Source organism: Phenylobacterium sp. (assembly GCF_036821595.1).
GTDB lineage: Bacteria > Pseudomonadota > Alphaproteobacteria > Caulobacterales > Caulobacteraceae > Phenylobacterium.
This window is the reverse complement of sequence record NZ_DAISJG010000006.1, coordinates 88,284-107,064: the sequence shown is the minus strand read 5'-3', so window position 1 is coordinate 107,064 and position 18,781 is coordinate 88,284. Positions and strand designations below refer to the sequence as shown.

Annotated in this window: 19 protein-coding genes and 1 tRNA gene; 7 read left to right on the top strand and 13 right to left on the bottom strand. The window is 70.4% G+C overall.

Translation table 11 applies throughout. The features are described 5' to 3' along the window. Positions 1 to 51 precede the first annotated feature (51 nt). Both V7Z97_RS05380 and V7Z97_RS05375 read left to right on the top strand, forming a co-directional pair. Positions 52 to 2,181: a M13 family metallopeptidase gene (locus V7Z97_RS05380; RefSeq protein WP_334161924.1), complete on the top strand. Its 2,130-nt coding sequence runs from the start codon at positions 52 to 54 to the stop codon at positions 2,179 to 2,181. A 213-nt stretch (positions 2,182 to 2,394) separates the two neighbouring features. Then, on the top strand, positions 2,395 to 2,856 hold the full coding sequence (locus V7Z97_RS05375) for a hypothetical protein (RefSeq protein ID WP_334161922.1): 462 nt from the start codon (positions 2,395 to 2,397) through the stop codon (positions 2,854 to 2,856). Here V7Z97_RS05375 and V7Z97_RS05370 read toward each other — a convergent pair. Further along, positions 2,789 to 3,256, bottom strand: a complete 468-nt coding sequence (locus V7Z97_RS05370; RefSeq protein WP_334161920.1) for an NUDIX domain-containing protein — start codon at positions 3,254 to 3,256, stop codon at positions 2,789 to 2,791. The genes V7Z97_RS05375 and V7Z97_RS05370 overlap by 68 nt on opposite strands. Positions 3,257 to 3,428: 172 nt before the next feature. Here V7Z97_RS05370 and V7Z97_RS05365 point away from each other — a divergent pair, with 172 nt between their 5' ends. Further along, the gene (locus V7Z97_RS05365) at positions 3,429 to 3,737 is read left to right on the top strand and encodes a UrcA family protein (protein ID WP_334161919.1); all 309 of its coding nucleotides are present in this window, start codon (positions 3,429 to 3,431) and stop codon (positions 3,735 to 3,737) included. A gap of 44 nt (positions 3,738 to 3,781) precedes the next feature. On the opposite strand, the gene V7Z97_RS05360 is transcribed toward V7Z97_RS05365, so the two are convergent. Next, positions 3,782 to 4,264, bottom strand: coding sequence for a RidA family protein (locus V7Z97_RS05360; protein ID WP_334161917.1), 483 nt, complete (start codon positions 4,262 to 4,264; stop codon positions 3,782 to 3,784). A gap of 466 nt (positions 4,265 to 4,730) precedes the next feature. Between V7Z97_RS05360 and V7Z97_RS05355 the strand changes: the two genes are divergently transcribed. Further along, positions 4,731 to 7,406 carry a TonB-dependent receptor plug domain-containing protein gene (locus V7Z97_RS05355; RefSeq protein WP_334161916.1) on the top strand — a complete coding sequence of 892 codons (2,676 nt, stop codon included), beginning with the start codon at positions 4,731 to 4,733 and terminating at the stop codon, positions 7,404 to 7,406. Positions 7,407 to 7,479: 73 nt separating this feature from the next. Here the strand turns inward: V7Z97_RS05355 and V7Z97_RS05350 are convergent, their stop codons facing one another. Continuing rightward, on the bottom strand, positions 7,480 to 8,025 hold the full coding sequence (locus tag V7Z97_RS05350; RefSeq protein WP_334161915.1) for a GNAT family N-acetyltransferase: 546 nt from the start codon (positions 8,023 to 8,025) through the stop codon (positions 7,480 to 7,482). Between the two features lie 263 nt (positions 8,026 to 8,288). Here V7Z97_RS05350 and V7Z97_RS05345 point away from each other — a divergent pair, with 263 nt between their 5' ends. Then, positions 8,289 to 9,407, top strand: a complete 1,119-nt coding sequence (locus V7Z97_RS05345) for a calcium-binding protein (RefSeq protein ID WP_334161914.1) — start codon at positions 8,289 to 8,291, stop codon at positions 9,405 to 9,407. Positions 9,408 to 9,438: 31 nt separating this feature from the next. On the opposite strand, the gene V7Z97_RS05340 is transcribed toward V7Z97_RS05345, so the two are convergent. The 3 genes from V7Z97_RS05340 to V7Z97_RS05330 all read right to left on the bottom strand — a co-directional run bounded on the left by V7Z97_RS05340 (position 9,439) and on the right by V7Z97_RS05330 (position 11,435). Beyond that, positions 9,439 to 10,449: a sodium:calcium antiporter gene (locus tag V7Z97_RS05340; protein ID WP_334161913.1), complete on the bottom strand. Its 1,011-nt coding sequence runs from the start codon at positions 10,447 to 10,449 to the stop codon at positions 9,439 to 9,441. Positions 10,450 to 10,526: 77 nt separating this feature from the next. Further along, positions 10,527 to 10,601, bottom strand: a tRNA-Gly gene (locus V7Z97_RS05335). A 246-nt stretch (positions 10,602 to 10,847) separates the two neighbouring features. Then, positions 10,848 to 11,435, bottom strand: a complete 588-nt coding sequence (locus V7Z97_RS05330) for a DUF4304 domain-containing protein (RefSeq protein WP_334161911.1) — start codon at positions 11,433 to 11,435, stop codon at positions 10,848 to 10,850. Positions 11,436 to 11,734: 299 nt separating this feature from the next. On the opposite strand from V7Z97_RS05330, the gene V7Z97_RS05325 reads away from it, so the two are divergent. After that, entirely contained in the window at positions 11,735 to 12,529 is a 795-nt protein-coding gene (locus V7Z97_RS05325) for a tryptophan 2,3-dioxygenase (protein ID WP_334161909.1), read from the top strand. 8 nt (positions 12,530 to 12,537) lie between these two features. Here the strand turns inward: V7Z97_RS05325 and V7Z97_RS05320 are convergent, their stop codons facing one another. The 6 genes from V7Z97_RS05320 to V7Z97_RS05295 all read right to left on the bottom strand — a co-directional run bounded on the left by V7Z97_RS05320 (position 12,538) and on the right by V7Z97_RS05295 (position 16,316). Then, complete coding sequence (locus V7Z97_RS05320; protein WP_334161908.1) at positions 12,538 to 13,422, bottom strand: TraB/GumN family protein; 885 nt, start codon at positions 13,420 to 13,422, stop codon at positions 12,538 to 12,540. Between the two features lie 26 nt (positions 13,423 to 13,448). Continuing rightward, the gene (locus V7Z97_RS05315; RefSeq protein WP_334161906.1) at positions 13,449 to 13,646 is read right to left on the bottom strand and encodes a helix-turn-helix transcriptional regulator; all 198 of its coding nucleotides are present in this window, start codon (positions 13,644 to 13,646) and stop codon (positions 13,449 to 13,451) included. Between the two features lie 11 nt (positions 13,647 to 13,657). Further along, positions 13,658 to 14,080 carry a hypothetical protein gene (locus tag V7Z97_RS05310; RefSeq protein ID WP_334161904.1) on the bottom strand — a complete coding sequence of 141 codons (423 nt, stop codon included), beginning with the start codon at positions 14,078 to 14,080 and terminating at the stop codon, positions 13,658 to 13,660. A gap of 13 nt (positions 14,081 to 14,093) precedes the next feature. Beyond that, complete coding sequence (locus tag V7Z97_RS05305; RefSeq protein ID WP_334161902.1) at positions 14,094 to 14,291, bottom strand: hypothetical protein; 198 nt, start codon at positions 14,289 to 14,291, stop codon at positions 14,094 to 14,096. An 83-nt stretch (positions 14,292 to 14,374) separates the two neighbouring features. Next, on the bottom strand, positions 14,375 to 15,253 hold the full coding sequence (locus V7Z97_RS05300) for a TraB/GumN family protein (RefSeq protein ID WP_334161900.1): 879 nt from the start codon (positions 15,251 to 15,253) through the stop codon (positions 14,375 to 14,377). A gap of 40 nt (positions 15,254 to 15,293) precedes the next feature. After that, positions 15,294 to 16,316: a 2'-deoxycytidine 5'-triphosphate deaminase gene (locus tag V7Z97_RS05295; RefSeq protein WP_334161899.1), complete on the bottom strand. Its 1,023-nt coding sequence runs from the start codon at positions 16,314 to 16,316 to the stop codon at positions 15,294 to 15,296. A 298-nt stretch (positions 16,317 to 16,614) separates the two neighbouring features. Between V7Z97_RS05295 and metZ the strand changes: the two genes are divergently transcribed. Next, positions 16,615 to 17,799 (top strand): O-succinylhomoserine sulfhydrylase, encoded by a 1,185-nt coding sequence (gene metZ, locus V7Z97_RS05290; RefSeq protein ID WP_334161898.1) that lies wholly within the window; start codon positions 16,615 to 16,617, stop codon positions 17,797 to 17,799. Here metZ and V7Z97_RS05285 read toward each other — a convergent pair. Further along, positions 17,796 to 18,713 carry an Hsp33 family molecular chaperone gene (locus V7Z97_RS05285; protein ID WP_442958010.1) on the bottom strand — a complete coding sequence of 306 codons (918 nt, stop codon included), beginning with the start codon at positions 18,711 to 18,713 and terminating at the stop codon, positions 17,796 to 17,798. The genes metZ and V7Z97_RS05285 overlap by 4 nt on opposite strands. Positions 18,714 to 18,781: the final 68 nt, after the last annotated feature.

The following is an 18,781-nucleotide window of genomic DNA, read 5'->3' as shown; positions in this document are numbered from 1 at the left end:
GCAAGGCAGGCTGGACCTGCCACAGCCCCATTGCGCATCCCGGGACCGTTCATGACCGCCGTTTCGCGAAATATCCTGCTCTCCGCCGCCGCGGCGGCCGCCCTGATGATCGGCGCGCCGGCCCTGGCCGGCGTCCACGACCACGCCTGCGCCGACGCCGCCTGCGAGACCGAGCTGCTGTTCCAGGAGGCCCAGTCGGGCGGCGGCGCGGGCGACGCCTCTCTGGCCTCGCCGAGATACGGGACCTGGGGCTTCGACCGCTCCGGCATGGACGCCTCGGTGAAGCCCGGCGACGACTTCTTCAAGTACGCGAACGGGGCCTGGGATGCGCGCACGGAGATCCCCGCGGACCGCGCCCGCTACGGCAACTTCGACAAGCTGAGCGAGCTCTCCGAGAACCGGGTGCGCGCGATCCTCGACGAGGCCGCCGCCGGCAGACTCGCCGATCCCGACGCGGCAAAGATCGGGGCGGCCTACACCTCCTTCATGGATGAGGCCACCGTCGAGGCGCTGGACGCCCGGCCGATCGCGCCCGCCCTGGCCGAGATCCGCAAGGTGAAGAGCCGCGACGAGTTCACCGGCCTGATGGGCAAGGCCAACACCACCGGCTTCGCCTCGATCCTGCCGGTGTTCATCTCCATCGACGCCAAGGCGCCCACCCGCTACGCGGTGATGACCGCGACCGGGGGCCTGACCCTGCCCGACCGCGACTACTATCTGGCTCCCGCCTTCGCCGAGAAGAAGGCCGCCTACCAGGCCTATGTCGAGAAGATCCTGACCATGATCGGCTGGGACGCCCCGGCCGCCAGCGCCAAGGCGATCGTGGACTTCGAGACCCGGCTGGCCGAGGCGAGCTGGACCCGCGCCGAGCGCCGGGACCGCGACAAGACCTACAACCCCGCGACCCTGGCCGAACTGCAGGCGCTGACCCCCGGCTACGACTGGAACCGCTACCTGGCCGGGACGGAGCTGCCCAAGGTCGACCGGTTCATCGTCACCACCAACACCGCCTTCCCGAAGTTCGCGAAGGTCTACGGCGAGACGCCGCTGCCGACGCTGAAGGCCTGGCAGGCGTTCCGGGTGGCCGACGACGCGGCGCCCCTGCTCTCCAAGCGCTTCGCCGACGCCGCCTTCGAGTTCCACAACAAGACCCTGCAGGGCCAGCCCGAGCAGCGGCCGCGCTGGAAGCGGGCGGTGGCCTTCACCAACCAGGCGGTCGGCGAGTCCGTGGGCCGGGTCTATGTCGCCCGCTACTTCCCGCCGGAGAGCAAGGCGAAGATGGACGACCTGGTGGCCAACATCCGCACGGCCATGAAGGCGCGCATCGAGAAGCTCGACTGGATGGGGCCGGAGACCAAGGGCCGCGCGCTGGACAAGCTGGCCAAGTTCACCGTGAAGATCGGCTATCCGGAGGAGTGGCGCGACTACTCCGCCCTGACGCTCGATCCGAAGGACCTCTACGGCAACGCCCACCGCGCCAACGCCTTCGAATGGCGGCGCAACGTGGCGCGGCTGAACGGGCCCGTGGACAAGAAGGAGTGGGGCATGACCCCGCAGCGGGTGAACGCCTACTACAACTTCGCCAACAACGAGATCGTCTTCCCGGCGGCGATCCTGCAGGCCCCGTTCTTCGATCCCGACGCGGATCCGGCGATCAACTACGGCGGCATCGGCGGTGTGATCGGCCACGAGATCAGCCACGGCTTCGACGACCAGGGCCGCAAGTCGGACGGCGACGGTGTGCTGCGCGACTGGTGGACCGCCGAGGACGCCGCCAAGTTCAACGCCCAGGCCCAGAAGCTGGGCGCCCAGTACTCGGCCTTCGAGCCGCTGCCCGGCGCCAAGGTCAACGGCCAGCTGACCATGGGCGAGAACATCGGCGACATGGGCGGGCTGTCGCTCGGCCTCGACGCCTACCACGCCTCGCTGGACGGCAAGCCGGCGCCGGTGATCGAGGGCTTCACCGGCGACCAGCGGGTGTTCCTCGGCTGGGCTCAGGTGTGGCGCCAGAAGCAGCGGGACGACGCGCTGCGCCAGCAGGTGGTCTCCGACCCGCACTCGCCGTCCTACTACCGGGTCAACGGCACGATCCGGAACCTCGACGGCTGGTACACGGCCTTCGACGTGAAGCCGGACGATTCGCTCTACGTGGCCCCCGTGGACCGCGTGCGCATCTGGTAGGCGACCTGCGTTCTCCGGCCGGCGCCGCCGCCGGCCGGAGAAACGTGGATAATGAAACCTTGAGGCGCGGATCCGCCCGCCCCCTCAATCGGAAGGGTACGGCGCGTCGTCGCCCCCTGCGCGCGCCGCTTCGCGGTGAACCTTCCCGCGCTTACGGAGTTGTTGCGACGGCGGACAGCTTGGCCGTCGGGAACCCGACACTCCAGGGGCAAGATGCGGATCGCGGCGCTACTCAGTCTTGGGCTTCTCGCCGGGTGCGCGACCACCACGACGGTCGACGCGCCGACCGCGCTCAGCGGGCGCGAGCTGGACACGGCGCTGAACCTCTACGGCCGCTGGGACGAGCGCATCGTGCTGGCCGACCGGCCGCACTACGTCTGGCGCCGCGCCGTCCTGATGAACGGCAAGACCTACTACTGCGAGCTGCGCACCGAGGTGGCGTTCCGCAACACCATCAGCGCGGTGGCGGTGGAGGGCTATCCCGCCGCCTGCTCGCTGTTCCAGGTGCAGTACAAATCAGCCCATGAGGCCAGGGCCACGCCCGAGGCGCCGCGCACGGAGATCGTGGCGGCCCGCAACTACCGCCCGGTCGGCGGGGCGGAGAGCGTCACGAGCGCCAGCCGAGACGCCGCAGCGCATCCTCAAGAACCGGCCGCTGGCCCGCGTGGATCCTGACCCGCGCCTCGTCGGGGGCGAAGTAGGCCGCCTGGTCCACCTCGGGAAACGCCGCCCGGCGACCTGAGCGCGGCGGCCACTCCATCTCGAAGACATTGCTGCGCAGGCCGGTGAGGTCGAGGTCGGCCCGCACCAGCCAGGCGTGGATCCACTTGCCGCCCGGGGTGCGGCAGGGCGAGAGCGGCTGGGCCTCGCCCGAGATGGGCTGGCCGAGTTCCTCCTCGAACTCGCGCAGGGCCGCGGCGTAGAGGTCCTCCCCCGGCTCGGCCAGGCCCTTGGGGATCGACCAGGCCGCCCTGTCCCTGCCGCGCCAGTATGGCCCGCCCGGATGGACCAGCAGCACCTGCGGGCCGTCAGCGGCCGGCCGCCAGGCCAGGACGCCGGCGCTCACCTCCGGCATGGCGAGGGCTCCGGACGCGGGATCGCGGGGGCGAAGATCATCGGCAGGACGAACGCTCGGTCGAGGCCAGGGGGCGGGTTTTTGTACGCCGGCGACTGAATTGCCCCGGAACGTAGCGGCCCGGCGCCCGCGCGCCTATCGTATGGGCAAAGACCACAAGCGGAGGAAGACGATGCGACCCCTGATGCTCGGGACCCTCGCCCTGGCGCTGGCCCTTCCGGCGGCGGCGTCCGCCCGCGAGACGGCGGTCCGGTCGGGCGACCTGAATCTCGCGCAGGCCCGCGACGCCCAGCTGATGCTGCGCCGGCTGGACAGGGCGGCGCTGGAGGTCTGCGGCGCCGCCATCGTCAGCGTCGCCGACCAGCAGCGGGCGGTCCGCCGTTCGGCCTGCTACCGCGGGGCCATGGACGGGGCGGTGGCGTCCCTCCGCGCGCCGGTGGTCATGGACCTCTACCGGGAGCGCGCGAACGGCGCGGACTGACGGCCGCTCCCCCTCCCCGCGCCCTCTTCCCGCGCGGCGGGGGCCTACGGCTTCTTCGCCGCCTGGACCTCGATCTCGGCGAGCATGCCGGGCTGGACCAGGGCGGCGACCTCGGAGGTGATCCGGGCCGGGCGGTTCTTCAGCGGACCGTACACGGCCATGTAGGCCTCCATCATGCCGGCGAAGTCCATGCGGCCGCCCTTGGCCGGGTCGCCGACCAGCAGGACGCGCATCATCACCACGTCCTCCCAGCCGTAGCCCTGGGCCTTCAGGATCTCCTCGATCTGGGAAAGGATGCTGGTGACCTGACCCTTGGTGTCGGCCCATTGCGGCGGCGTCCCCTGGGGCGCGCCGGCGTTCAGCGGCCGGGGCGTGATGCCGCTGACGTAGAGCATCTCCGAGCCCGCCGGGACCTTCACCGCCCGCGAGATGGCCCCGTTCGCCGGGTTGACGTGCAGGTTCTGCGCCTGGGCGGCGCCGGCGGCGGCGAGGCTCAGCGCGAGCGCGACGGTGACGGACTTCAGCATCTTCAGGAACTCCCCCGGGATTCAGCGGCGACCGGACTGCGGCCGCCCGCGAGTCATAGCCTCGGGCCCGGGCGGGCGCCGATCAAGCCGGCGCCGAGGGCCCGGAAAGGACGCCCCGCGGCGGGCAGCGGGCAGTCGCGGCCGGCCGGCGCCCGAAAATTGGTCGTCCCGGGCAGGCGCCCGAGCTTTCGACAGCCAGATCAAAAACACGGACCGCGTTTTTTGGTCTGGCCCGCTCAAATCGACGGCTGGCTCAAAGATGACGATGTTGGATAGAAAATAATCACTACCGTCTAGTCTGACCTGAATCCAAGCATCCGCTGGAATACGACCCTAAATCCATTGACTCCAGACAACTCCGGCCCGGTCCTGATTGCGGGAAGACGGCCGCGATGGGGCATGTAGCGCCCTGAATAATGAAACACGTGGTCCGGCTTCTCTGCAGGCAAGAAACGGGGGTTATCTCATGCAGACGAAGACGGGGCGGCGGCTTTGGCTCGCCGGAATTTCGGTCCTGGCGGTGGTGGGGGCGCTGGCGGGAGCCGGATCGGCCGGGGCCGCGGACGCCGACATCGGCGAGGTGATCGTCACCGGCTCGCGGGCCGCGCCGCGCACGGCGATCGAGAGCCCGGTGCCGGTGGACAGCTTCAGCCAGGAGGATATCGAGTCGATCTCGGTGACGGACACCCAGGACCTGCTGAAGACCCTGGTGCCATCCTACACCCTGACCCGCCAGCCGATCTCGGACGGCGCCACCTTCATCCGCCCCGCCTCGCTGCGCGGCCTGCCCTCGGACAAGACCCTGCTGCTGGTGAACTCCAAGCGCAGGCACCGCTCGGCCCTGGTGGTCACCGGCGGCTCGGGCGTACAGGCCCAGGACGCCGCCCAGATCCCGGCCGCGGCGCTGAAGTCCGTCGAGGTGCTGCGTGACGGCGCGGGCGCCCAGTACGGCTCGGACGCCATCGCCGGGGTCATCAACTTCATCCTCAAGGACGGGCCGGACGGGGGCAGCCTGCAGGTGCAGGCGGGCCAGTACTACGAGAAGGACGGCGACTCGATCATCGTCAGCGGGAACAAGGGCCTGCCGCTGCCGAACAACGGCTTCGTGAACGTCTCCTTCGAATATTCTACCGAGCAGCCGACGGCGCGGGTGCAGACCTTCTGCAACCGCGGCATTCCGAACCAGTCGGCGGGCTTCTGCATCCCGCTGTTCGCCACCGAGACCACCGGACCGGGCACGCCCTTCACCGCCGCCTACGCCCAGCAGGTGAACTACGCCGGCCTCTACCAGCGCATCCCGCAGAAGTGGGGCCAGCCGGAGGGGACGGCGACGCGGGTGTTCGTCAACTCGGCGATGGAGCTGGGCGTCGGCGAGCTCTACGCCTTCGGCAACTACAGCCGCAGCCATCAGAAGGAGGACTTCAACTACCGCAATCCGGTCGACGTGGGGGCCTCGACCAACAACCTCGACGACTACGTACGGATGGCCAACGGCCAGCTGTTCCGGGCCAACCAGATCTTCCCGCTGGGCTTCACGCCCGAGTACTTCGGCACGGTCACCGACTACTCGCTCGTCGGCGGCTACCGCGGCGAGGCCGGCGCCTTCGGCTACGACCTTTCGGCCCGCTACGGCTACGACAAGCTGCGCTACGACTTGGACGAGACGGTGAACTTCTCGCTCGGCGAGAAGAGCCCCACGGAGTTCCACCAGGGCGACCTGGTCTCCGACGAGATCGCGCTGAACGCCGACCTGACCTACGCGTGGGAGACCGGCTTCACGGCGACGCCGGTGGCCGTGGCCTTCGGCGCCGAGTACCGCAAGGAAGGCTACGAGATCCGCGAGGGGGACATCCCGTCGTACATCGCCGGGCCGTACGCTACGCCCGACCCCTACGACTTCTGCACCGACGAGCCGCTGGTGGCGAACCGGACGCTGCGGCCCACCGCGCCGCAGAACGCCGGCATCGTCTGCAACACCACGACCCAGGTGATCGACGGGCGGACCTTCACCAACCCGGTCTATGCGGTGTTGGGCGTGGGTTCGAACGGCGCGCCGGGCTTCCCGCCGCTCTACGCAGGGCGACTGACCCGCAACTCCAAGGCCGCCTACCTCGACGTCTCCACCGACGTCACCGAGCAGCTGTTCCTGCAGGCGGCGATCCGGGCGGAGGACTTCTCCGATTTCGGCTCGACGCTCGACTACAAGGTCGCCGGCCGCTTCGAGATCAACGACATGTTCGCGGTCCGCGGCTCGGTGGGCACCGGCTTCCGCGCCCCCACCACCGGCCAGAACTTCACCACCATCGTCTCCACGGTGGTGAACAACGGCCAGCCGGTGGCCCAGGGCCTGTTCCCGGCCTCCAACCCCGTGGCCCAGTTCCTGGGCGCCGAGGACCTGGAGCCGGAGACGTCGCAGAACTTCTCGTTCGGGGTGACCGCCCAGCCGATCGAGGGCCTGACGCTGTCGGTGGACGCCTACTACATCCTGATCGACGACATGTTCTACGCGGTGACGCCGATCACGGTGACGCCGGCCCTGCAGGCGGCGCTGATCGCGGCCAACGTGCCGGGGGCCGACACCATCGGCCAGGTGAACTTCTTCCAGAACGCCTTCGACGCGAAGATCCAGGGCGTCGACGTGGTGGCGACCTACGCGGCCGAGTGGCCGAACGGGCAGTCGACCAACTTCAGCGCCGCCTTCAACTGGAACATGCCGATCGTCGACACGGTGAAGGTGATCACCGACCCGTCGGGCGTGCAGCGCCGGTTCTTCGACGGCGAGTACGTCTACGACTTCAAGCATTCCGAGCCGCGCTGGCGCGGGGTGATGACGGCGGTCCACAAGGCCGGGCCGTTCAGCGGCGTCGCACGGCTCAGCGTCTACGGGCCGTACAAGAACATGTTCAGCGCCACCAATCCGGTGATCCAGAAATGGGACCCGGAGGTGTTCCTCGACCTCGAGGGAAGCTGGGACGCGACGGAGAACACGACGCTCACGCTCGGCGTGCGCAACGTGTTCGACAACTACCCGACGCGCGACCTGATCGGCGAGTCGGCGACCAACGGGCGGATCTACCGCTCGGACATGATCGTCGACTGGCAGGGCGGGTTCTACTACGCGCGGGTGGGCGTGAACTTCTGACCCGCCCCTTGGTGTCAGGGTTCGCGTGAGCGGCGGGCGGGTCGAAGGACCCGCCCGTTTCGCTTTGCGAGCCTCAGAGCGGCTTGGACATCCGCACGAGCGGCACACGGACGCCGCCGGAGGTCGCCACCTCGAAGGGCTCCACCTCCCGGTAGCCGCAGGCCCGGTAGAGCGGCACGCCGCCCATCGTCGCGGCGAGTTCGGCCGCCCGGAAGCCCTCGGCCCGGGCCGCGGCCTCGCAGGCCTCGAGGATCGCCCGCCCCAGGCCCCGGCGGGCGAAGTCCGGGTCGGTGTACATGGCCCGCACCCGGGCGGGTTCGGCGGCCGGGTCCAGCAGGGCGGCGCTGCGGCCCGTGGTGTGGTCGCCGCCGAACAGGGTCGCCCGCCGGCTCCAGCCGCCGCTGGCGGCGAGGCGGCCGTCAACCTCGACGACGTAGTAGGTCGCGTCCGCGAGGAGCTGGGTGTCCAGACCCATGATCTCGAAGGACGCCTCCACGGCCTCGGGCGGCAGGAACGGCTCCAGCAGCCGGCGGATCGACCGGTCCATCAGCACCCGCAGGGCCGGCGCGTCGGCGGCGGTGGCGGCCCGGAGGGTCGGGGCGGGATCGGCGTCGCTCATCACGGCCCAGTTTGGCCAGGCGGCGGCGCCCTGCAAGGGCGCAGCGGGGCCGTGAAGTAAACAAGCTTGGCACGGTCAACTTGACGCAGGTTTGCGGCGCCGGGCGCCACATTCCGGCCTGCGCAAATGGCGATCCCTGAGGGCGTCGAGCCGGGGGGCCCCTCCCTAACCAACCTGCAAGCCTCAGGCGCCGTTCCACGGCGCTTCCCAAGCCGCGACGCCGACGGGGGCGCGCGGCCTTTCCAGACCAAGGGTGATCAGTAATGAGCGCTGGAAGCTATTTCGACCTGCTGCGAGCACTGGGCCAGAACGAGTCGGGCAACAACTACGCCTTCGTGAGCAGCGTGGGCTATCTCGGCCGGTTCCAGTTCGGCGAGGAGGCCCTGCAGGCCATCGGCTTCTACGAGGGCAACGACGGCACGGGCGCCATCGACTTCATCGGCCGCTGGACGGCCAAGGCGGCCGGATACGGGGTCTATGACAAGGCGAGCTTCCTCGCCTCGCCGGCCGCACAGGACGCGGCCCAGCAGGAGTGGTTCGTCAACATCCACAACGACCTCAAGATGCTCGACCTGCTGCGCTTCGAGGGCCAGTGGGTGGACGGCGGCCAGGTGACCATGTCCGGCCTGATCGCCGGCGCCCACCTCGTGGGGGTGTGGAACCTGAAGGACTACCTGACCTCGAACGGCGCCATGAACATGCGCGATCCGTACGGCACGCCGGTCTCGGAGTACGTCAAGAAGTTCGCCGGCTACGACACGCCGTTCTCCGGCTCGCCGGCCCCGGCGCCGGTGACGGCGGGCGGCGGCGCGACGGCCGGCGACGACATCCTCGTGGGCGGCGACGGCCAGGACGTGCTGCACGGCGGTGACGGGCGCGACAACATCTCCGGCGGCGGCGGCTTCGACGACCTGCACGGCAACGCCGGCGACGACACCGTCTCCGGCGGCGGCGGCGGCGACTGGGTGGTCGGCGGCAAGGACCAGGACCTGCTCGACGGCGGCGACGGCGACGACGTGGTGCTGGGCAACATGGGCGACGACACCGCCGCCGGCGGCTGGGGCGCGGACGTGGTGCGCGGCGGCCAGGGCGACGACTCGGTGAGCGGCGGCGAGGGCGCCGACTGGCTCTCCGGCGACCGCGGCTCCGACGTGCTGGTGGGCGGCGCGGGCGCCGACACCTTCCACTTCTTCGGCGAGGCGGGGTCGGACCGGGTGCTGGACTTCAATGTCTGGGAAGGCGACCGGGTGAACATCCTGCCCGGCGACAGCTATACGGTGGCCCAGGTGGGCGCGGACACCGTGGTGACCGTGGACGGGACGGCCCAGCTCACCCTCGTGGGCGTGCAGCTCTCGTCGCTCGGCGACGGCTGGATCTTCTGAGGACGGCCCGGCGTCCCCCTGCCCGCTTGGGTCAGGGGGACGCCGCCGGCTGGCCGGCGAACAGCAGCCATGCGTTCAGGAGATAGGCGGCCACCAGGGCGAGGCTCGCCCAGCTGACCGCGCCGCGGACCCGTCCGTTGGGACGGTAGACCAGCCCCGCGGTGACGATGCCGGTCATCAGCAGGGCCACCAGCACCGTGGTCATGTGCCCGTCCGAGACGCTGGAGAGCAGCGGCGCCCGGGCGTAGGCGACATCGTCGACGGCCAGGATGACCATGTTGAAGAGGTTGCTGCCCAGCAGGTTGGCGAACGCCATGTCGAGCACGCCGATGCGCACCGCCGCCAGGGTGACCACCGCCTCCGGCAGGGAGGTGACGGCGGCCAGGAACAGGCTGCCGACCAGGCTGTCGGACCAGCCCATGGCGTCGGCGAGTCCGACCGCCGCGCCCGGCAGCAGCAGGGCGGCGGCCACCACCCCGGCCGCGGCCGCCGCGTAGCCGACGCCGGCGCGCCGCAGCGTGATGTGAGGATATTTGGCGGTCGCCGGCTCGACGGGCTCCAGGAGCTGCCGCCGCTCGAAGGTGAAGGTGCTGCGGAGCGCGAGCAGGTAGACCGGCACGATCAGCAGGGTGGCGACGCTGAGCGGCAGGCCGGGGACCGCGGCCGGGGCGGCGAGCCCGAGGCCCACGATCGAGAGCATGGCGGCGCTGAACCCCAGGGTGAGCGCGTGCCCCTGGGACGCGCGCACGAACATGCAGGCGGGACGGTAGAAGAGGTCCACGACGCTGAGCAGCAGCAGGTTGAGCACGCAGGCGCCCAGGATGTGCGCCACCGCCAGGTCCGGCGCCGCCTCCAGCCGCACCGCGCTCACGCCGGAGACCAGTTCAGGCAGGGAGGTGACGGTCGCCATCAGGACAAGGCCGATCCAGGAGCCGGACAGGCCGGTGCGCTCGGCGATCACGTCGCCGTAGTGCGAGAGCCACGAGGCGGCCACGGCGACGACGGCGCCGAGCAGGAGAAATTGGGTCCAGGCGAGGATCACGCGACCTCCGGCCAGCCTGATGGCCCGGCGCGGCGCGCGGCGCCTTGCGGCGGATCAATCCGGATGGGCAGGAAGACTGGAGCGGGTGAGGGGAATCGAACCCCTGACATTCAGCTTGGGAAGCTGACGTTCTACCTCTGAACTACACCCGCGAAGGCCCGCGGTTTCAGCCGCTTAGGGCCAAAGAGTCAAGGCCGCGGGCGGCGCCGGCGGAGATGACGTAGCGCTGACGCTCGCCGACGCGGAATTTGTACGAAGAAGGCGCCGGTCCCGTTGGACCCTCTATAGGCCCCAAGCTAAACTTCGGGTTCTGGCGTTCCCGCAGAGAAATTACCGCTAGGTAGAACTGGTTGGAACGGATTTCTTCGCCTTCGCGGCCTGATCCAAGTCAAAGAGGCTCAGTCCAACTCACGCTCAGCGATTCCCGGATGGATCCGGGGGCGGCAAGCCAACCAATCCCTCACTAGCGCCACCTTCTCCACACTGGAGGGTATGGCGGTCCGCGGCACGGGCTTGTTCAGCACCCGGCAAGCCTCTTCAAGTTCGCCCATGCGGTAGAGCGTAAGTGCTAGTCCTACCAACGACCGTCCGTCGTAACCACGTGACGTGAGCGCTCCGGCGCGGCCATACCAGTTGGCCGCTTGCTCTTCTAATGAGCGCACGCGATCGAACCAGGGCAATCCGTGCTCCACCACGGCCTGGGCCATCTCAGCGGGACCATTCGGCTCGTCCTTCTTCCACCATCGATCGTAGCCGTCGATCAGTTCTCCGATCCTCGCGCCGATCGTCGGCATCTGGATCGCTCCGCGCGCGGCGAAGATCGACAGGAAGAGTTTCTCGGTCTCGAGGTCCTTCATGTCGACGTTAACCGTCACGCCACCGAGCCAGCTGGACTGGCGGTTCACGCACTCCCACATGTCGCCCCGCACGCGGATCCAGTCGTCGCCGCGCCGCTCGAACCCGAAGGGGCGAAGCGCGTCGTCCAACGCTTTTGCGTATGATTGGCGTGTCACATGAAGTCCTTCGGATCGTAGAAGATGGCTCGGGTCTTGTTCCGCGTTTCCCGGGTGTACCTCTCGACCGGCTTAGCAGCCGCAGCGCAGTAACCACTATGGCTCAGCTAAGCTGGATCGTTAAGAACAAAACAAGAACATACGAAGTGACTGCTCCGCAGTGAGCTATGGCGCCGTCTGCGTGTGGGAATTCGGATCCTAAGGCCGCGCCACTTGGAAAGCGGCAGAGCCCGAGCTTCCAAGAGGCTCGGTGCGCGGCGTATGGATGCCGCATGTCAGACCAACCCATGACCTATGCGCGCTATCTCGCGCTGGACGAGCTGCTGGCGGCGCAGAAGCCGCTGAGCGACCGGCACGACGAGCTGCTGTTCATCGTGATCCACCAGACCAAGGAGCTGTGGCTCAAGGAGATCATCCACGAGGTGAAGCTGGCGCGCGGGCTGATCGCCGCGGGCGACCTGGAGCCGGCCTACAAGGCCCTGGCGCGGGTGTCGCGGATCCAGACCATCATGACCCTCTCGTGGGATGTGCTGGCGACCATGACGCCGGCCGACTACCTCTCCTTCCGCGGCAGCCTGGGGACCAGCTCCGGCTTCCAGTCGCACCAGTTCCGGGAGCTCGAGTACCTGCTGGGGCTGAAGGACGAGAGCTTCCTGCGCTTCCACGCCGAGCGGCCGGCGGCGCTGGCCGACCTGAAGTCCGCGCTGGAGGCGCCCAGCCTCTACGACCTGGCGATCGCCCAGCTGGCGGCGCGCGGCCTGCCGGTGCCCGAGGCGGTGCTGAGGCGCGACGTCTCGCAGACCTACGCCCCCTCCCCGGCCGTCGAGGACGCCTGGCTGGAGGTCTATCGCGACACCAGGGGCCACTGGGAGCTCTACCAGCTGGCCGAGAAGCTGGTGGACCTGGACGACGCCCTGCTCACCTGGCGGCACAAGCACGTGCTGACCGTGGAGCGGATCATCGGCGGCCGGCCGGGCACCGGCGGGACGGAGGGGGTGGGCTACCTCGCCCGGACCCTGACCCGTCGGGCCTTCCCCGAGCTGTGGAGCCTGCGCACGCGGCTGTAGGGACTTCCCTACTGCCGCTCGACCTTGAGGCCGCGTTTCTCGAGCTGGGCCTGGACGCTGTCGGGGCCGACGAGGTGGCCGGCGCCGACGGCGACGAAGCTGACGCCGGAGCCCTCGAGCTTGCGGGCGAGCTGGCCGGCCCAGTCCTCGTTCCGCTGCACGACCACGACCCTGTAGAGCTGGGGATAGTCGCGGCGGGTCTCCTCGACGAACTCCCGCTCCAGGCCGGCCATGTCGCCGGCCGCCCAGGCGGCCACCATGCGGTCGAGCTGGGCGGGGCCGTCGGCGACGTCGTCGAGGGTGGCGCTGAGCAGGGCCACCTCCACCTCCGGCGGCATGTCGGCGAAGAAGCGGAGCTGCTGGTCCAGGGTCTCCAGCGCGCCGAGCGTCTTGCCGGCGGCCTTCGCCTCGGCGGTGAGCACGGTCTCCACGCCGCTCTTGGCGTCGTAGCCGGCCTGGACGATGGGCAGGACGGCGAGCGTCAGGGCGGCGAGCCAGGGGCGCATGGGCTCCATGGCGCCGTCGGGCAGGCCCATGGCCCGCGCCGCGGCGGCGAGCCGCGGCCGGTCGGCGTCGGAGAGCTTGGCCGAGAGCGAGCCGGCGGGATCGACGCCGTAGCGGGCGATCAGCGGCTGGACGGCCTTGGGGTCGTCGGCGCCCAGCACCTCCAGCACCAGCTCGTCGCTGCGGCCAAGGGCGGCGGCCACCTTCGGCGAGCGCCATTCCGTGCCCGGCTTCAGCACGTGGACCGTGCCGAACAGGTAGATGGTGGAGTCCGCGTCCTTGACCGCCCAGAGGGGAGGCTCGGCGGCGGCCGGGCCGGCGGCGGCGAGCGCCAGGGCCGTGGCGGCGAGGGCGAGGCGGCGGGCCCCGCGGGCGAGGGTCGACAGCATGGGCGTTTCCTGTTGCGGGGCCGCGCTCAGGCGGCCTCGTCCTCGAAGATGGACTCGATTGGCAGGTCGAAGACCTTGGCGATCCGGAAGGCGAGCGGCAGGCTGGGATCGTACTTGCCGGTCTCGATGGCGTTGACGCTCTGGCGCGAGACCTGGAGGCGCTCGGCGAGGTCGCCCTGGCTCCAGTTGCGCTCCGCGCGGAGCACCTTGAGGCGGTTCTTCATCGCGAACGCTCCTAGCGCTTGGAGATCCACCAGCCGACCCAGACCAGGAGGTAGCCGACGAGCTGGGCCGAGATGACGAGGATGGCGCCCAGGGCCACGAAGGCCTCCGGCGTCGTGCCGCCGTTCAGGCCGGCGGTGATCAGCCCGCCCTCGGTGCGCTCCAGGAGGATCAGCCCGACGAGGCCGACGAACATCCCGAGGGAGGCGCCCCAGTACCAGGCCGTCTTGTGGGCGTCGCGGGCGACCTCGTCGAGCAGGCGCCACCACATGATGGAGGCCACGAGGGCCAGGACCACCGGCACCGAGAACCAGAGAGCGAACTGCAGCGGCTGGTCGGGATCGACGAAGCGCCGGGTGGCGAGGCCGAACACCAGGCCCACGGCGACGGCCGTGAACGGGATGACGCTGCGCCGGAAACTCGAGGTGAGGAACATGGGGACCCCTTTTTCAGAAGCGCCCGGCGACGATGCGGCCGGCCAGGAGCGGGAGGATTTCGGTGGCGGAGGCGAGCAGGCGCGGCGCCTCGGCGACGGCGCCCAGCGCCGGCGGCCGCAGCAGCAGGGCCGCGCCGGCGAGGGCGTAGGTCCCCAGGGCGGCGGCGGCGAGGACGGTGATGACGGCCCAGACCGACACGCGGCGCGGCATGGCAAGCTCCCTTGTCTGAGTGACAAGGAAACATGACAACGAAAATCTGTCAAGCACCCATGACAGAATGTCGGGCGTGCTTGCTACTGCACCCGCTCGACCGCGAAGCCGCGGGCCGCCAGCAGGGCCGGCAGGCCATGTTCGCCCACCATGTGCAGGGCGCCGACGTTGACCAGCTCCACGCCGGCGCCGGACATCTCGCCGGCCAGCTGCTCGGCCCACTGGAGGTTGCGGCGCTTGAGCAGCGCCTCGTAGAGGCCGGGGTTCTCGTCGCGCAGCTCGCCCACCAGCGCGGGACCGAGGCGGGCCAGGTCGCCGGCCGCCCAGGCCTGCTCCAGGGAGGGCGCGGGACGCAGGCTGAGCCTCGGTCCCTGCGAGCGCTGCCGGATCACGTCGGAGAGGTACTGCACCTCCGCCCGCTCGGAGAGGCCGGCGAACAGCCGGGCCTGGTCCTCCAGGGTCTCGAAGGCGCGCACGGTCTTGGCGGAGCGGCGGGCGGCGCGGGTGACGGTCATGTCGGCGCCGGCCTCGACGCGGGCGCCACGGCCCAGCATCGGCTGCATGGAGAGCATCAGGGCCGCGGCCCAGGGCCGGAGGTGGTCGATGCGGGCCACGTCTACGTGGCGGCCCAGCGCCGCCAGGTCCTGCGCCGACAGCTTGCGCGACAGCGGCCGGTCCGGGTCCTTGCCGTAGGTGTCGAGGATGCGGCCGATGGTGCGCGGGTCGGCGGTGTCGAGGTCGGCCTCGAACCAGACGGTCCCGGCGCGGGCCAGCACGGCGTCATAGGCCGGCGTCCGCCAGCGGGTGGCGGGATCCAGCGCGTGGAGGGTGCCGAAGAGGTAGATCTCGCTGTCGGCGTCCTTGACCACCCACAGCGCCGGCGCCGCCGAGACCGGCCCGAACACGCCAAGCCCCCCGAGCACCACGGCCGCCGCCAGGACGGCCCTGCGAAACCACGCCACCCACGCCCCCCTTCGGGACGGCGGGCGTGCGTCGCCCGTTCTACTCGCCCCAGACCCTGAAGTGCTTGGATAGCTTCAGCCCCTGGCGCTGGTAATGCGACCCGAGGTCGCCGTAGAGGCGCGTGGGCTTCTCGGTCAGCGGCTCGTAGACGAGGCGGGCCACGGTCTGGCCGTCCTCCAGGATGAACGGGGTCTCGTGGCTGCGCACCTCGAGCACGCCGCGCGAGCCCTTGCCGTGCGCCTCGTCGGTGCCGAAGCCCGGGTCGAAGAAGCCCGCGTAGTGGACCCGGAACTCGCCCACGGAAGGATCGATGGGGGTCATCTCGGCGGCCTCGAGGACGGGGATCTCCACCGCCTCCTTCGACGCCAGGATGTAGAACTCGCCCGGATCGAGCAGGAGCTGGCCGTTCTGCGGGATCAGCGGCTCCCAGTAGAGGCGCGGATCGTGGCCGTCCACGTGGTCGAGGTCGACGACGGGGGCGTGGCGGCGGCCGCGGAAGCCCGCGACCTCGCCGGTCAGGTCGACGCCGACGCTCTCGGTCCGCAGCCTCGGCGGGTCGCCGCGCTTCAGGCGCAGCTGGTTGAGGCGGGTGCCGCGGCGGACCAGGACCGAGAAGGTCTGGGGCGCGATCTCGATGTAGGCGGGCCCGTGGTAGCCCTCGACCACGTCGTCGAAGGCCGGGCCGCCGTCGGAGAGCAGGCGCACGAAGACGTCCACCCGGCCGGTGGAGCTCTTCGGATTGGCGCGGGCCGAGACGCCGGGCGGCAGCGCCAGACGCTCCTGGAGCTCGGCGATGTAGACGCAGCCCTTCTCCAGCACCGCGCCGCGGGTGAGGTCGAGCTCGTGCATGGCCACGTCGGCGATGCGCTGGGCGACCGTCTGGCCGACCCTGGGCAGGAAGGAGGCCCGCACCCGCCAGCACCGGGCGCCGAGCCGCAGGTCGAGGCTGGCCGGCTGGACCTGGTCGTCGTCGAAGCGGTCTTCGGTGAGGATCGCGCCCTGCTCGATCAGGGCGTCGATGGACTGGCAGGGCAGGATGCCCGGGCGGTTCGGTTCGCTCATGGGCGGCGAAGCCTTAACGCGGAACGGGAGTCTTGCAAGGCTTCTCCGCCAGCGAACCCGAGGGCGGGGCCCTGCGACGGCGAAGCCGTCTGTTTGACCACGAACCACACGAACGGGAGCCGCTGAGAGCGCGGCGCATCGACTGTGACGTTCGTGTCGTTCGTGTGGTTCGTGGTTTCATTGCGCGGCTGCGCCGCGCTCGAGGCCGCAGCAGAGCTGGGCGCGGGTTCAGCAACGCTCGCCTTGACGACGGCCCCTCGGCTGCCGTTCATGCCGCACCGCCGAAGGAGGGTGCGTCATGGCTGAGGATCCGCGCGACTGGGAAGAGGCGACCCGGGCCGTCCGCGGAGGCATGGCCCGCACGCCGTACGGCGAGATCTCCGAGGCCCTGTTCCTGACCCAGAGCTTCGCCTACGAGAGCGCCGGCGCCGCCGACCGCCGGTTCTCGGGAGAGGACCCGGGCTTCATCTACCAGCGCTTCGGCAACCCCACGACCCAGGTGTTCGAGGACCGGCTGGCGCTCATGGAGGGCGCCGACGTCTGCCGGGCCACGGCCTCGGGCATGAGCGCGGTGCACGTGGCGCTGATGGGCCTGCTGAAGGCCGGCGACCACCTGGTGGCGGGGCGCGCGCTGTTCGGCTCCTGCCGCTGGATCATCTCCGAGTGGCTGCCGAGGTTCGGCGTCGAGGCCACCTATGTGGACGCCACCGACCTGGAGGCCTGGAAGGCCGCGGTGCGGCCGAACACCCGCGCCTTCCTGGTGGAGAGCCCGGCCAACCCGCTGCTGGAGGTGACCGCCATCGGGGCGGTGGCCGAGATCGCCCATGCGGCCGGCGCCAGGCTGATCGTCGACAACGTCTTCGCCACCCCGATCTTTCAGAAGCCGCTGGCGCTGGGCGCCGACGTGGTCGTCTATTCCGCCACCAAGCACATCGACGGCCAGGGCCGGGTGCTGGGCGGGGCGATCCTCGGCGGGACCGAGCTGATGACCGAGGCCTACAAGGACCTGCTGCGCCACACGGGGCCGGCGCTGTCGCCGTTCAACGCCTGGGTGCTGCTGAAGGGGCTGGAGACCCTGGAGCTGCGCGTGCGCCGGCAGACCGAGAACGCCGCGCGCGTGGCCGACGCGGTGGCCGCCTCGGGCAAGGTGCGCAAGACCGTCTACTGCGGGCGGCCCGACCATCCGCAGGCCGCCATCATCGCCAACCAGATGAGCGGCGGCGGCAACCTGCTCGCCTTCGACCTTGGGAGCCGGGAAGCCGCCTGGCGGTTCCTGGACGCCCTGCAGATCGTCGACATCTCCAACAACCTGGGCGACGCCAAGTCGATGGCGACGCACCCGTCGACCACCACCCACCGGTCCATGCCGGAAGAGCAGCGGCTGGAGATCGGGCTCACCGAGGGCTGGGTGCGGATGAGCGTCGGCCTGGAAGGCGCCGGCGACCTGGTGCGCGACGTCTCACGGGCGCTGGACGCGGCCTAGGCCGCCTGTTCGAGCTTCTCCGGGGCCACGGCGTAGACGCGGCTGCAGTACTCGCAGGTGACGTGGATCTTGCCGTCGGGCTCGACCATGTCCTCGCGGTCGGCGGCGGGGAAGGACTTCAGCACCGTCTCGATCCGGTCCTGCGAGCAGCGGCAGAAGGCGCGCAGCGGCGTGGAGCCGAACACGCGCACGCCGTCCTCGTGGAAGAGGCGGAACAGCAGGTGGTTGGAGGAGAGCAGGCTGTCGATCAGCTCGTCCTCGCCGATGGTCTCGAACAGCGCCTGGGTGCGGTTCCAGGCCTCGGCCGTGGAGCCGCGGGCGTCGTCCTCGGCGATGTTCTGGATCAGCACGCCGCCGGCCCGCCACTTCAGGCCCTCGCCGTCGTCGGCCTGGCCGACCGCCAGCCGCACGCGGGTGGGGGTCTGTTCCGACTGGGCGAAGTACTGCTCGGCGCAGAGCGCGAGCGTCTCGCCCTCGATGGCGGTGACGCCCTGGTAGCGGTCCATGTCCGGGCCCTGGTCCACGGTCATCAGGAAGATGCCGTCGCCCAGCAGCGAGCGCGCGCCGGGGCGCACGAAGCCCTCGGACGCGGCGGCCACCTCGTCGGGGTCGAAGCGGCAGTAGCCGCGCAGGCCGCCGGAGGTGTCGTAGTCGGCGACCACGTAGCGCACGGGGCCGGAGCCGCGGGCCTCGACGATCAGGCGGCCGTCGAACTTCAGGTTGGAGCCCACGAGCGAGGCGAGCGCGCAGGCCTCGCCCAGCAGGTTGGCGACGGCGTCGGGATAGTCGTGCGCGCGCAGGATCTCATCGACCGAGGGGCCCAGGCGGGCGACGCGGCCGCGCACGGGCTCGCCCTCGATCTGGAAGGCGCCGACCAGGTCGTCGGGTACGGAAGGCGTAATCATCGGCCCCATATAGGAAGACGATTCCAGGATTCGAGCTTCGCCCTATCGGCCGGTCCAGGCGATGGGCCGGATGGCCG